Annotated in this window: 8 protein-coding genes; 4 read left to right on the top strand and 4 right to left on the bottom strand. The window is 61.9% G+C overall.

What is annotated here, in order from left to right; translation table 11 throughout:
- Window positions 1-90: 90 nt before the first annotated feature.
- Entirely contained in the window at window positions 91-1,164 is a 1,074-nt protein-coding gene (locus B9A31_RS24400; protein WP_019099686.1) for an ABC transporter substrate-binding protein, read from the bottom strand.
- A 213-nt stretch (window positions 1,165-1,377) separates the two neighbouring features.
- Between B9A31_RS24400 and B9A31_RS24395 the strand changes: the two genes are divergently transcribed.
- Entirely contained in the window at window positions 1,378-3,030 is a 1,653-nt protein-coding gene (locus B9A31_RS24395) for a nitrite/sulfite reductase (RefSeq protein ID WP_016714707.1), read from the top strand.
- On the top strand, window positions 3,014-3,508 hold the full coding sequence (locus tag B9A31_RS24390; RefSeq protein ID WP_016714708.1) for a DUF934 domain-containing protein: 495 nt from the start codon (window positions 3,014-3,016) through the stop codon (window positions 3,506-3,508). Before B9A31_RS24395 ends, B9A31_RS24390 begins: the two co-directional genes overlap by 17 nt.
- Before the next feature lie 42 nt (window positions 3,509-3,550).
- On the opposite strand, the gene B9A31_RS24385 is transcribed toward B9A31_RS24390, so the two are convergent.
- On the bottom strand, window positions 3,551-9,094 hold the full coding sequence (locus tag B9A31_RS24385; protein ID WP_256576294.1) for a dermonecrotic toxin domain-containing protein: 5,544 nt from the start codon (window positions 9,092-9,094) through the stop codon (window positions 3,551-3,553).
- 141 nt (window positions 9,095-9,235) lie between these two features.
- Between B9A31_RS24385 and dkgB the strand changes: the two genes are divergently transcribed.
- Both dkgB and B9A31_RS24375 read left to right on the top strand, forming a co-directional pair.
- Window positions 9,236-10,039 carry a 2,5-didehydrogluconate reductase DkgB gene (gene dkgB / locus B9A31_RS24380; protein ID WP_019099689.1) on the top strand — a complete coding sequence of 268 codons (804 nt, stop codon included), beginning with the start codon at window positions 9,236-9,238 and terminating at the stop codon, window positions 10,037-10,039.
- Window positions 10,040-10,202: 163 nt separating this feature from the next.
- Window positions 10,203-10,667 carry a nuclear transport factor 2 family protein gene (locus B9A31_RS24375; RefSeq protein ID WP_019099690.1) on the top strand — a complete coding sequence of 155 codons (465 nt, stop codon included), beginning with the start codon at window positions 10,203-10,205 and terminating at the stop codon, window positions 10,665-10,667.
- Here B9A31_RS24375 and B9A31_RS24370 read toward each other — a convergent pair whose 3' ends face one another.
- Window positions 10,668-12,023, bottom strand: a complete 1,356-nt coding sequence (locus B9A31_RS24370; RefSeq protein WP_084297473.1) for an ATP-binding protein — start codon at window positions 12,021-12,023, stop codon at window positions 10,668-10,670.
- Window positions 12,020-12,736 (bottom strand): response regulator, encoded by a 717-nt coding sequence (locus B9A31_RS24365; protein ID WP_016714713.1) that lies wholly within the window; start codon window positions 12,734-12,736, stop codon window positions 12,020-12,022. Before B9A31_RS24365 ends, B9A31_RS24370 begins: the two co-directional genes overlap by 4 nt.
- Window positions 12,737-12,795: the final 59 nt, after the last annotated feature.

The raw sequence follows: 12,795 nt of genomic DNA, 5'->3' as shown, positions 1-12,795 counted from the left end.
CTCCTTGGATTGGAAGCTGCCATCAGATCAAAGCGCCAGTGGCCGGCGGTGGTACTTAACTATGCCCGCGCCCGCAAAACTTCACTTCGCTCAATAGTCCATGGGCGACGTCAGAAACGGGTATTGGTAGTCGGTCGGGCGCCCTTGAGCACTGTAACGCTGAAAATCGACGCCGTAGTCAGCCCGCTCCAGCAGTTTCAGCCAACGTTGCGCTTTGGCCCGGTCGATCGGCTGCAGCACCGGCACGCTGTGCTCGCGCAGGCCATCGCGGTTCAGCTTCAGCCCCAGTGCGTCATCGTGCAGCATCACCATAGCCCAACCACCCAGGGTAAAGTGCCCGCCCATCAACACACTCAGGCGCCCGTCGATCCGCGCGCGCAAGGCCTCGGGCGAACTGTTGACCGCGCTGAACAGCACATCGCGCCCCGGCTTGCGGCCGGCGGCTTCGAACGCCTGCATGGCGCCAAAGGCCATTTCGTCATTGGCCGACCACACCAGACGCGTGGCCGGGTAGCGCTCCAGCAACTGCTGTGCCTGCTCGTAGGCGCGCTGGCGGCTCCAGCCGCCATACACCACCTGGCGCAGGCGCACCTGAGGGAAATCAGCCAGCGCACGGCGCATGCCCTCCTCGCGCAGCTGCGAGGCCGGGGTGGTCTTGACCCCGGCAAAAGCCACGAGGTCTACCGCCCCGACGTCGTGCGGCAGTTGTGCGACCATCTGGTGCAACATCTGGAAGCCCGCCTGCTCGTCGTTGCTCATCAAGGTGCCCAGCGGCTCGGCATACTTGTCGGGCTGGGCCTGAATGCTGCGAACCTGGCTGGCCGTGAGGCCGTTGTTGACCAACAGCAGCTTCACCCCCGTGCCACGCGACAGGCGCAGCACTTCGGGCGCGACGTACTGCTCGTTGACCAGCACCAGGTAATCCGGCCGCTGCGCCCCACTCAGGATCGCCCGGGCCTGGGTCAGCGCCAAGTCGGCGCGGCGCTCACTGTATTCCACCCTGAGGTTCATGCCCAGCTCATCCGCGGCGGCCTGCATGAAGCGGGTGTAGCTGGTCCAGAACGTCTCGGTGGACAGCCCTGGGTTGATGAAAACCACCGATGGCTGCGCACTCGCCGCCAGCGGCAGGGCTAGACACAAGCTTTGGCACAGGGCCTTGAGCATAGGGTCACATCTCTGCGAAGCAAACACCGGATTATAAACGCCCTGCCTCGCCCAAGGCACAAATGGCAGTCAGTCTCACATAGTCCATTTGGTTCTTTTCATATGCTAAAACATCACTTTAGCGCATAACCGCAACCTGATATCGTTCCCCGGCTCCGTACCGGAGTGCGCGGCCGTGCGCGCGAATAGCTGCATGCCTGAGACAGGACTTATATGTACGTATACGACGAGTACGATCAGCGGATCATCGAGGACCGCGTCAAGCAGTTCCGTGATCAGACCCGCCGCTACCTGGCCGGTGAGCTGAGCGAAGAAGAATTCCGCCCTCTGCGCCTGCAGAACGGCCTTTACATCCAACGTTTCGCGCCGATGCTGCGTGTCGCCGTGCCGTACGGCCAGCTGAACGCCACCCAGGTCCGCACCCTGGCCAAGATCGCTCGCGACTACGACAAGGGCTATGCCCACATTTCCACCCGCCAGAACGTGCAGTTCAACTGGCCGGCGCTGGAAGACATCCCGGACATCCTCGCCGAGCTGGCCACCGTGCAAATGCACGCGATCCAGACCAGCGGCAACTGCCTGCGCAACACCACCACCGACCAGTTCGCCGGTGTGGCCGCAGACGAAATCATCGACCCGCGCCCGTGGTGCGAGATCGTCCGTCAGTGGACCACCTTCCACCCGGAATTCGCTTACCTGCCGCGCAAGTTCAAAATCGCCATCAACGGCTCGCAAGAAGACCGCGCCGCCATCGAAGTGCACGACATCGGCCTGGAGCCGGTGCGCAACGCTGCCGGCGAGCTGGGCTTCCGTGTGCTGGTCGGCGGTGGCCTGGGCCGTACCCCGGTGGTCGGCTCGTTCATCAACGAATTCCTGCCGTGGCAAGACCTGATCAGCTACCTGGACGCCATCCTGCGCGTGTACAACCGTTACGGTCGCCGTGACAACAAGTACAAGGCGCGGATCAAGATCCTGGTCAAGGCCCTGACCCCGGAAGTGTTCGCCGAGAAGGTCGAGGCCGAAATGGTCCACCTGCGTGGCGGCAGCACCACCCTGACCGAAGCTGAAGTGCAGCGCGTGTCGCGCCATTTCGTCGACCCGGATTACCTGGCCCTCGAGAATTTCGACTACGCCAACCAGGACGCCGAATACCCAGGTTTCGCCCGCTGGCGCTCGCGCAACACCCGCGCCCACAAGCGCCCTGGCTACGTGGCCGTGACCCTGTCGCTCAAGCCGACCGGCGTTGCCCCGGGTGACCTGACCGACAAGCAGTTGGACGCCGTGGCCGACCTGGCCGAGCGCTACAGCTTCGGCTTCTTGCGCACCTCGCACGAGCAGAACATCATCCTCGCCGACGTCGAGCAGCGCCAGCTGCACGCGCTCTGGCTGGAACTGCGCGAAGGCGGCTTCGCCACGCCGAACATCGGCCTGCTGACCGACATCATCTGCTGCCCGGGCGGTGACTACTGCTCGCTGGCCAACGCCAAGTCGATCCCGATTGCCGAATCCATCCAGCGCCGTTTCGACGACCTGGACTACCTGTTCGACATCGGTGAAATCGACCTCAACATTTCTGGCTGCATGAACGCCTGCGGCCACCACCACGTGGGCCACATCGGCATCCTCGGCGTGGACAAGAAGGGTGAGGAGTTCTACCAGGTGTCGCTGGGCGGCAACGCCGCGCGTGGCGCGAGCCTGGGCAAGATCCTCGGCCCGTCCTTCGCCCAGGATGACATGGCCGATGTGATCGAGAAGCTGATCGCCGTGTATGTCGAGCAACGCACCGAGGAAGAGCGTTTCATCGACACCTACCAGCGTATCGGCATCGACCCCTTCAAGGAACGCGTCTATGCAGCGAATCATTAAGAACAACCAGATCGTCGACGAAACCTGGCACCTGTTGCCCAAGGAAACGTCCTTTGACGAGCTGACCAACTGCGACGACTACATCGTCCCGCTGCAGATGTGGCGCGACCATGCCCATGTGCTCAAAGCCCGCGACGGCGGCCTGGGTGTGTGGCTGGACAGCGACCAGGAGGCAGAAGAAATCGGCGAAGACGTGCAGCACTTCCAGGTCATCGCGCTGAACTTCCCGGCCTTCACCGACGGGCGCAGCTACTCAAATGCGCGCCTGCTGCGTGACCGCTACAAGTTCAAGGGCGAACTGCGCGCCATCGGTGACGTGCTGCGTGACCAGCTGTTCTTCATGGCCCGCTGCGGTTTCGATGCATTCGCCATCCGTGCCGACAAGAACCCGGAAGACGCGCTGCAAAGCCTGAAGGACTTCTCGGTGACCTACCAGGCCGCCACCGACGAGCCGCTGCCGCTGTTCCGCCGCCGCTGATGCACCGCAAGCCATGGCCCACCCAGGCCATGGCTTGGCTCATTACCCTCTGCGTGAGGGTGGTTTTCTGATTGCGGTCACCTCCCCCTCTTCTTCTTCCCTGGCCCATTGCAATTGCAAGCGCGCCAAGGCATCGCGTACACGAGCCATGACCTGCTCGCTCAAGTGATTGTCTTCGAGATTGACGGTATGGGGGTTGGCCTCCACCCAACGCAGGGCATCCTCGTCCAAGGCAGTGATGCGATTGCCTCGCAAGTCCACGCTCAAGTCTGGGTGACCTTGCATTAACTGAAGCGGGAACGCCCTCAGGCCGGTAGCACGCAACGACAAATAACGCAGGTGGACGTTGTAGCGCAGCAGTGGCGCACTGACGAGTGGATTGCCCTCAAGGTTGAGCACCTCCAGCCTGGAAAACCACTCCAGTCGCGACTCGCTGACGGCATCAAGAACAATGGTGTTATCGTGCAAGTACAACTGAGTGAGCCTTGCCAGACCATTCAGGTTTTCCGGCACTACGCTCAACCGGTTGCCACCGAGATTGAGAATGTTCAGCCGCGCCAGGTTGCCTATAGTGCGTGGCAAGCCTGTCAACAAGTTACCGCTCAACTGCAAGTTCTCGAGCGCTGGCAGCGCACCCAGCTGTTCCGGCAGCTCACTCAACTGGTTGAAGGCCAGGTCCAGGCTCGTCAGATTCGTCAAACGCTCAATGCCAGCGGGCAACGCCTCCAGCCTGCAGCCGCTGAGGTCCAACTCGACCAACTGCCCCAGGTTTTCCAGGCCTGTCACCGTATCAAGCAGGTTACCCCCCAGGTTCAAGCTGCGCAGTTGAGGCAAATGCTCAAGCCCTTCCAGGCGTGAAATTCTGCTACCCGACAGGTTCAACACCTCCAGATTGGGAAAGCGCCGCAAAAAATCACCTGCAATGGCCGTGACCTGCTGGTTGCGTAGCGACAACGTACGCAGCCTGTCAAAACGAATGCCCACCGGCAGCTCCGGCAACGTGCTGACCGACAACCCGTCGATGGTGGGATTGAAGCCTGGGCCTTCAGCGCGAAAGCCCGAATACCAAGCCTGGCGCAGTGTTTGCGCCACGGCAGAGCGAGCATGATATTCCGCATCGGTCGGCAGACCTCGCCAAGTATCCAGGCTTTGCTCCAACTGCCTCGACAACCGGGTAAACGCTCGAAGGCCAGGCCCATGAGGGGGCTCAAAGCGGAACCACGCCCAGGCATTGCCACGCGCCAGTTTCAGCGTCAGCGCCCTCTCCGATGCCTGACGTTGGGCGACGATCCGATTCACAGCATCCATGGGGGCATGCGCCTCACCGGGTTCAGGCTCCAACGCACCTAACTGCGGAGCGTACTCGTGGCGTATTTCGGCAAATTCATCGGCGTACGCGACACGCACATAGTCCTGCCAGAAGGATTGCCGCGACAGGAACTGGCTCAGCGCTTCAGCCGTTTCGGCCTCGTGCACCGCTGCTTCGGCTTCCGATAGCAGCTCAGGTGTGACGCTGGTTACATGCTGGAGGTTCAGGTAGGTGGGTTGCCCATAAATACCCAAAGCATCTGCCAGGCCCACTCTGAAGGCGAGGTAAACGTCATTTATACGGGCTTCGCCGGGCGGCAGACGCAGACGCTCGATATGCTGCGCAGCAAAACGATTGACTTGCTCCAGCCGGAACAGCTCCCGCGACAGGTCTCGCAACGCGCGCTCCACCCGTCTCCCTCTCACGCCTTCGGTACGCAGCTCGACCTGCAGCCTCACCAACAGTAAATCGAGGTCGGCACGCCCGCGCGGCATTGCCGCCTGACGGAACACAGCACTGCGGACAACCGAATTGTGCCACATGGTTTCAAGCAACTCGCCCACACGCCGGCGGGCCTCTGCCGGTTGGCGCGTGAACTGCTCAGCCGCCCGCACCGCTTCCAGATAGGCAAAAAAGTCTTCACTGCCCCGTTCGGCACGCAACGCTTGCCATGCCTCCCTGCGCCGGGCCGCTTCCTGCCCGCTCAAGCCGGCCAGCCAAGGGTCCGACTCATGAGGAGCAGGTTGTGCGGGCAATGGCCGTGAAGGGGGGAGCCACACTCGCTCGTCCACGCGTTCCAGTATGACAGGAGGCAGCGGGTTGCCCTGCAGACGCACCCTGTGGGGATGTGCGTTCAAGAGGGCTAGCTGAGCTTCATCGATGACACCGATACGGTTGCCCCGCAAGTCGATCTCCTCCAGCGCGCCCTGTTGCAGCAGCTGCAAGGGGACAGCTCGCAGCCGATTGCCACGCAAATGCAAGCGTCGAAGCGCAGTCGAAAAGTTCACCCTTGGCTCAACCTCAAGCGCGTTGAAATCAAGGTCCAGCGTGGTCAGATGGTTCAAACCAGCCAGCTGCCGATTGCCCGGCTCGGTTATCACGATCCGGTTATGCGCCAGTCGTAACGTCTCCAGCCAAGGCGTGTGTTCCAGTGTTGGCAGTTCGGTCAACCGGTTCCCCGTCAGGTCAAGCCTGGTCACGCTGGGGAAACGGGACAGAAAGCGCTCATCGACGTTGGCCAGCTCCAGGTTTGTCAGCGTGAGCGTGGTCACATGGTCAAAACTGACGGTATCTGGCAAATCCGGCAATGAGCCCAGCCGTGAGTTTTCCAGAATCAACGCGAAGTTGCCGGCCTCGTCGCGAATACTGCGCCGCCAGGCATTTCGTATTCGCCGTGCCATGCGGGCCCGCCTGAGCAGTTGCACAGGGCCGGATGACTGACGTCGCCATCGGCTCAAAGCCAGGTCAAGTGCACGCAGCTGCCCACTGAGGCGCAGATGATAGTTCCAGGCCGTCAACCCAAGGCTTCGCGCCCTGTCGATGAGGTCGTCAAATGCGTGATCATCCAGTTCCGGAAACAGCCGCTGCATACCCCGGCGCAATGCACGAAGGCTGCTCTCCCCCCGTCCGCTCAACGGGTATCCCACGCGCCCGTCTCCCAGCCTGACTGGAGGCCTGAAACCAGGGGTGATTGGCGCCATACCAAGCACATCGGCCACCCGTTCACGCCGCTGGCTTGCCCAGAGTGACAACGCATCCACCAACGCCTGCGGGCTGTCGGCGGCCTCGCCCAACTGCTTGCGCTGCCAAGGGTCCAGCAGCTGTATCAGCGCTTCGAACAGGCTGCATGGCGACGAAGGGGGCGACAAAGGGTCGCCGGCGCGCGCTATTACTTCATAGCCGTCGGCGGTACGCACCAGCGTACGGAGCTCGTCGGAGGTTTCAGCGCCGACACAGGCCATTCTTTCGCCTTGCGCCGATGCAAGCCGCACTTCAACCCGGGTGCCTCGCCAAGGCGCCTCATCGCCGACCAGGCTCAACGCCAGCTGCTCGGTATCGCGGTTGATGGCTGCGGCCTGGCGCAGCCCGGCACAGGCACGATCCAGTCGCGCATCGTGCAGTTGCCAACGCGCCTGTTCGGCCAAGGCAAGGGGAACACGCTGGTGTATCAGCAATTGCTCGACCTGGTCCTCGCTGGCATGCTCGACGATTTCACGCGCCTCCCTGATTGAAAGCCCAGGGAAGTCTCTTCGCAACACGGCCTGCTCTGGGGTAGCGACGCCTTGTTGGGCCTGCAGATGCTCCTCGAAGCCATCGCCGCGTAGCCATGGCACTTGCGTGTGCATACGATGCCGCTCAGCTGCATCGAGCAGCCGTGCCGGTGGCGGCGCATGATCGAGGTGCAAACGCCTCAGATGGTCTTCATTCAGGCCGGTGGCGAGCAGCACATCGTTGGCCGCTTCAGCATCCAGCTGCGACAGATCGCTGGCGAGGTCTTGCAGCAAATGCACGCGCCCCTGCCACTCATGAGGGCTTTCGAGCTCGTGGCGCCAACCGCCGGCGCCGTTGTTTTCAAGCATTGGCGCATAGGCACTGGTACGCTGCGGATGACGGATTCGCCGTTGTTGCGATTGCGCCTCCAGGTAGGTTTCAAAGCTGCCGACCGGCGTGCGCACCCGCTCACCCGGCCCGCCCAAAGGTCGTGCTCCCGTGCTGCCCACTGGGTCAATCGCATAGCCGGGCAACGCCGGGTCGCATAATTTCAAACTGTGCTCATCGTACTGGACCGGCACCAGCTCATCGACCTGCACTGCCCTGGCCAGCCGCTGCGCTGCCAGCCCGGCGCCAACATTGGCGCCCGTCATGATTACCGTTTCAGCAACCGAATAAAGGTGTTCCAGCGCCGCCTGTCGATCACCCAGTCGCCAATCGGCATAGCCCTCGTATACCTCGCCGGCCACCTGCAACGCGGTGATGCCCAACAATGGCAGCGCCAACGCGGGAAGCCCGAAGCTCGCCAGGCCCACTAGGTCCAGCGCACTTTCGAGATAGAAGTGCAAGCGCCGGTCACGCACCTGTGCATCCACATCGGCGGTAGGCACCGCCAGGACCCTGGCATTGTCCAACAAGGTATCGATCTGTTGCTTGCGCAGGTACTCGAACAATGGCTGCTCGATCACTTCGTGACGCCCATCGAGACGGACCGGCACATTTTCATCACCTTGCTTCAACGCCTCACCCAGCGCACGGCTATACGCTTCACGATCCCGTTCGCAGATGAAACGCTGGAAGAAATCGACATACCCAGGCAAGCGAAACTGCTTGCCCATCGTCAGGAACAGTTGGTCCCAGGTGGAGTACCAGGTAAGTGCACCATGAGGATCGTCAGGCACCCAGCACAGAAGGCCCTTCTGCGAACTGTCGGATGCTGCAACGTCGAATACCACCACCCCGCGTGCGAGCTTGCCGAATACACGCAGCGCATGAGGCTGCAAACCTGTACCTGTCGAGGGTTTGCCAGCTACCTGCGAGGCCAGCGGGATGCACTGATCAAAGCCATGCCTGGAAATTTCGCCGTTGTACAGTGAGAGACGCAGTGCCGCCTCCAGAGCAGCCCGATAGCCCTCCTGCAAAAGGGCCTCCAGCTGCCTCCCAGGCTCTCCGCCTGGCATCAACCGGGTATTCAGATAAGCCTGGTACTGCCCACCCAGGTCGAGGGTTCGGCACAACGTGTAAAATGCCTTTGGCGAAAGACTTGCGTCCTGGCCATTCGAGTCCTGCACGACAGTGCCTTGCAAAATAGCACTGGCAAATGTTTCCCCCTCGGTAAAATTATGCAGCGCAGCAGCCAGCAGGCTCTGCTGATGGACATGCTCTTTCACCCCATCTGGAAGGGTCGCAATGTGTGATGGGAAACGCTGCAATGTACGTCGGCGCAGCATCGCCTTGCGAACATCCAACGTCAAACCATGCCGGGTGTACAACGCCTGCTGCAACAATGGGGCGGCAAATGCATCCAGAGGCAGGATACTTGCCAACCACTCATGCAACTGGTGTTGAACGTGCTGCTGCCATTGCTGGCTCGCATGCAGTGAGTACAAGGTATTCAGCGATGCCCCGGTCAGCCAGGACGGTAAACGGCTGGCAATCAGGGCATCGGTCGAGCCATCGGTAAAGGGTGGCGGGTGCATCGCGGTCTCCGGGCAAGAAAACCGCATTGCATCAGGCCCGACGTGGCCACGGTGGTATCTATGGCAATCCCTTGGCGCCCTGAACATAAGTACCGGGGCGACTGTTGACTTCAAAGCAAAAGATCTTGCCGCCACACTGCATTAATCGTTACACGCAAAACCTGCACACTGGCTTCACTGACGCAGGCCCCCGCCTGGGTCCACCCTGATCTGCCAAGGAGCATTTTCATGAGCATCCCATCTTTTGGTCTAGGCACCTTCCGCCTCACCGGGCAAGCCGTTATCGACTCGGTCAAGTCGGCCCTGGCGCTGGGCTACCGGGTGATCGACACCGCGCAAATCTACAAGAACGAAGCTGACGTCGGCCAGGCGATCGCCGAAAGCGGCGTGCCGCGCAGCGAGCTGTTCGTCACCACCAAGATCTGGGTGGACAACTACGCCGCCGACAAGCTCATCCCCAGCCTGCGCAACAGCCTGAGCAAACTGCGTACCGACTATGTCGACCTGCTGCTGATCCACTGGCCAGCGCCGGGCAACGGGGTGGAACTGCGCGAATACATGACCGCGCTGGCCGAAGCGAAAAAACTGGGCCTGACGCGCCAGATCGGTGTATCCAATTTCAACATCGAGCTGACCCGCCAGGCCATCGACGTCGTCGGCAAAGGCGAAATCGCGACCAACCAGATCGAACTCAGCCCTTACCTGCAAAACGGCAAGCTGACCGCGTTCCTGAAGGAACAGGGCATCACCGTCACCTCCTATATGACCCTGGCCTACGGCAAGGTGCTGAAGGACCCGGTACTCGCCGAGATTGCCGCGAAGCACAAGGCTACTGTCGCCCAGGTTGCCCTGGCCTGGGCCTTGCAGTTGGGCTATGCGGTCATCCCGTCGTCGACCAAGCGTGAAAACCTGGCCAGCAACCTGCTTGCCCGTGACCTGAAGCTGGACGCAGACGACATGGCACGCATCGCCACGCTCGAACGCAATGGCCGCGAAGTCAGCCCGCACGGCCTGGCACCGGCCTGGGACTGACAGGGGTACGCCCTTGTGCAGGGGTGACACAAGGGCCGCACCTGGGCAAGACACCTCAGCACTATTCCACGCACCGCAATTATGAAGTGCCCGGCACATCCATTCTCTGTCCAGGCAGCGGCAGCTAACCTGCTACAAGCCAAACGACCCGAGGAGTACACCGATGTCCCGCCCACCCCTTCCTCCCTTCACCCGCGAAAGTGCCATCGAAAAAGTCCGGCTGGCCGAAGATGGCTGGAACGGCCGTGACCCTGCCAAGGTTGCGCTCGCCTACACCCCGGACACGGTCTGGCGCAACCGCGTCGAGTTCCCCCGTGGCCGTGCCGAGGTCGAAGCGTTTCTGACCCGTAAATGGCACCACGAACTGGAATACCGCCTGATCAAGGAACTGTGGGCCTTCACCGGCAACCGCATTGCCGTGCGCTACGCCTACGAATACCACGACGACAGCGGCCAGTGGTTCCGCGCCTACGGCAACGAGAACTGGGAGTTTGCCGACGACGGACTGATGCAGAACCGTCATTCGAGCATCAACGAACACCCAATCAGCGAGGCCGAGCGCAAGTTCCACTGGCCGCTGGGCCGGCGCCCGGACGATCACCCCGGGCTCAGCGAACTGGGGCTTTGATCAACCCACTGGCAGTGTGACTTTGGCTTGCAAACCGCCGTCGAGGCGGTTGCTCAATGTCAGGCTGCCACCTTGTTCCAGCACGATGGCCCGTGCGGCGGGCAGGCCCAGCCCCACACCGCCAGTGTCGCGGTTACGTGAGCCTTCAATACGGTAAAACGGCACGAATACTTGCTCCTGCAGTTCCGGCGCGATACCCGGCCCGCGATCCTGCACGGTAATTTCTATCTGCCTGGCAGTTACCACCAACACCACCGTTGGTTCGCAACCGTACTTCGCGGCATTGTCGATCAGGTTGACCAACACCCGCTTGATGCCCACGGGCCGCCCGGTGTAAACACAGCGGCGCGGCCCGCTGAGGCCAACCTCCACGCCCGCATCCTTGAAGTCGTCCACCACGGTCAGCAGCAGCTCGCCCAGGTCGAACACGGTGGTGGGCTCAAGCCGCGCGTCATCACGGAAAAACGCCAGCGCGGCATCGACCATCGCCTGCATCTCGTCAACGTCCTGAAACAACTTGGCCTGCAACTGGGCATCGTCGATGAACTCAGCGCGCAAGCGCATGCGCGTCAGTGGTGCGCGCAGGTCGTGGGAGATGGCCGCGAGCATCTGCGTGCGGTCGTTCAGGTAATGCTTGAGCTGAGCCTGGGTGGCATTGAAGGCCAGGATGGCCTGGCGCAGGTCGTGCGGGCCGACCACCGGGATGGGGGGCGCGTTGAAGTCCTTGCCAAAGCGCCGCGCACCTTCGGCAAAGCGCTCCAGGGGCTTGGCCAGGTAGCGTGTGGCCAACAACGCGACAGCAAGGCTGGAAGCCAGCATCAAGGCGAGGATGATCAGGTTACGCGGCAGTACATCCAGGCCCCAGCTACGGCTGGTAGCGCGAAACAGCACCCAGGACTTGTCGCTCAGCTCGATCATCAGGGCATAGCCGCGTTCAGGGGCGTATTCCGGCATGTCGGAAGGCTCGAATGCCTCGACCCTGGCATCCGGGCGCTTGAGCAAGGCACGCAGGATAGGCGTGCCCTGGCGGTACTCGGCATCGACCAGCATGGGCACACCGGCTTCGTCATGGCGCTGCAACCAGCGTACCGAATAGGTGCCATCACCCGCCGCGCCCGCAATGTTGCTGCGTTGCAACACAGGCGCCGCATCGAGGATGCGGGTCACCGCTGCCACTTTCTCGATCACCCCGCTTTCCAGCAGCGGTGGTTGCGCCCACACACTCAACAGCAGGCTGAACAGCCCCTTGAGCAGCAACAGGAACAGCATCGCCGTCAAAGTGGTCAGCGCAATCCAGCGGGCAATGGTGATTCTTGGCTGCGGCAGGGCCTGTCGCAGCCGGGTGAACAGCTTCATCGCCTGGCGACCGTGGGCGTGAACAGGTAGCCGGCATTACGCAGGGTGCGAATCAACGGCTCACTGCCATTGTCGGCTTCAAGCTTGCGGCGCAACCTGCTCACCTGTACATCAACGCTGCGGTCGTAGGCATCGTAGGCTTCACCACGGGCCAGGTCCAGCAACTGCTGGCGGCTAAGCACCCGACGTGGATGCTCGGCAAACACCAGCAACAGCTCGAATTCACCATTGGACAACGGGATCATGACGTTATCCGGCGAGCGCAACTCGCGCCGCACCACGTCCAGCTGCCAGCCGGCGAACTCAAGCACCGAGGGGTGGCTCGTAGCGACAACAGCGCCAGCAGCCCCCTCACCGGCCCTGCGCAACACGGCCCTGACCCGCGCCAGCAGTTCACGGGCAGCGAACGGCTTGGTCAGGTAGTCGTCTGCCCCCAGCTCCAGGCCCACCACACGGTCGCTCAGCTCGCCCATGGCGGTCAGCATGATCACTGCCACCTTGTGTTCGGCCAACAGGCGCTGGCACAGCACCAGGCCACTGTCACCGGGCAGCATCACGTCGAGGATGACCAGGTCTGGCACGCGCCGCTCGATCGCCTGCCAGAGCGCTTTGCCATCGCAGGCGACGTCTACCTCGTAGCCATGCTGGCGAAGAAACTTCTGTAACAGGTCGAGCACCTCGACATCATCGTCGACGATCAGCAAATGGCTCACGAAAAAGCACCACGAACAAGGTAACCAAGCGGTACTTTAAGGCCATCACCCTGCGGCCG

Source organism: Pseudomonas sp. URIL14HWK12:I5 (genome assembly GCF_900176445.1).
Lineage (GTDB): Bacteria > Pseudomonadota > Gammaproteobacteria > Pseudomonadales > Pseudomonadaceae > Aquipseudomonas > Aquipseudomonas monteilii.
Note: the sequence above shows the minus strand (reverse complement) of the source record. Positions and strands in the feature narration are given on the sequence as shown.

Bases quoted from the DNA above. Each gene is read 5' to 3' on its own strand.
- B9A31_RS24395 (WP_016714707.1), top strand. From the start codon at position 1,378: ATGTACGTATACGACGAGTACGATCAGCGGATCATCGAGGACCGCGTC.
- B9A31_RS24390 (WP_016714708.1), top strand. From the start codon at position 3,014: ATGCAGCGAATCATTAAGAACAACCAGATCGTCGACGAAACCTGGCAC.
- B9A31_RS24370 (WP_084297473.1), bottom strand. From the start codon at position 12,023: ATGAAGCTGTTCACCCGGCTGCGACAGGCCCTGCCGCAGCCAAGAATC.
- dkgB (WP_019099689.1), top strand. From the start codon at position 9,236: ATGAGCATCCCATCTTTTGGTCTAGGCACCTTCCGCCTCACCGGGCAA.
- B9A31_RS24375 (WP_019099690.1), top strand. From the start codon at position 10,203: ATGTCCCGCCCACCCCTTCCTCCCTTCACCCGCGAAAGTGCCATCGAA.
- B9A31_RS24385 (WP_256576294.1), bottom strand. From the start codon at position 9,094: ATGTTCAGGGCGCCAAGGGATTGCCATAGATACCACCGTGGCCACGTC.
- B9A31_RS24400 (WP_019099686.1), bottom strand. From the start codon at position 1,164: ATGCTCAAGGCCCTGTGCCAAAGCTTGTGTCTAGCCCTGCCGCTGGCG.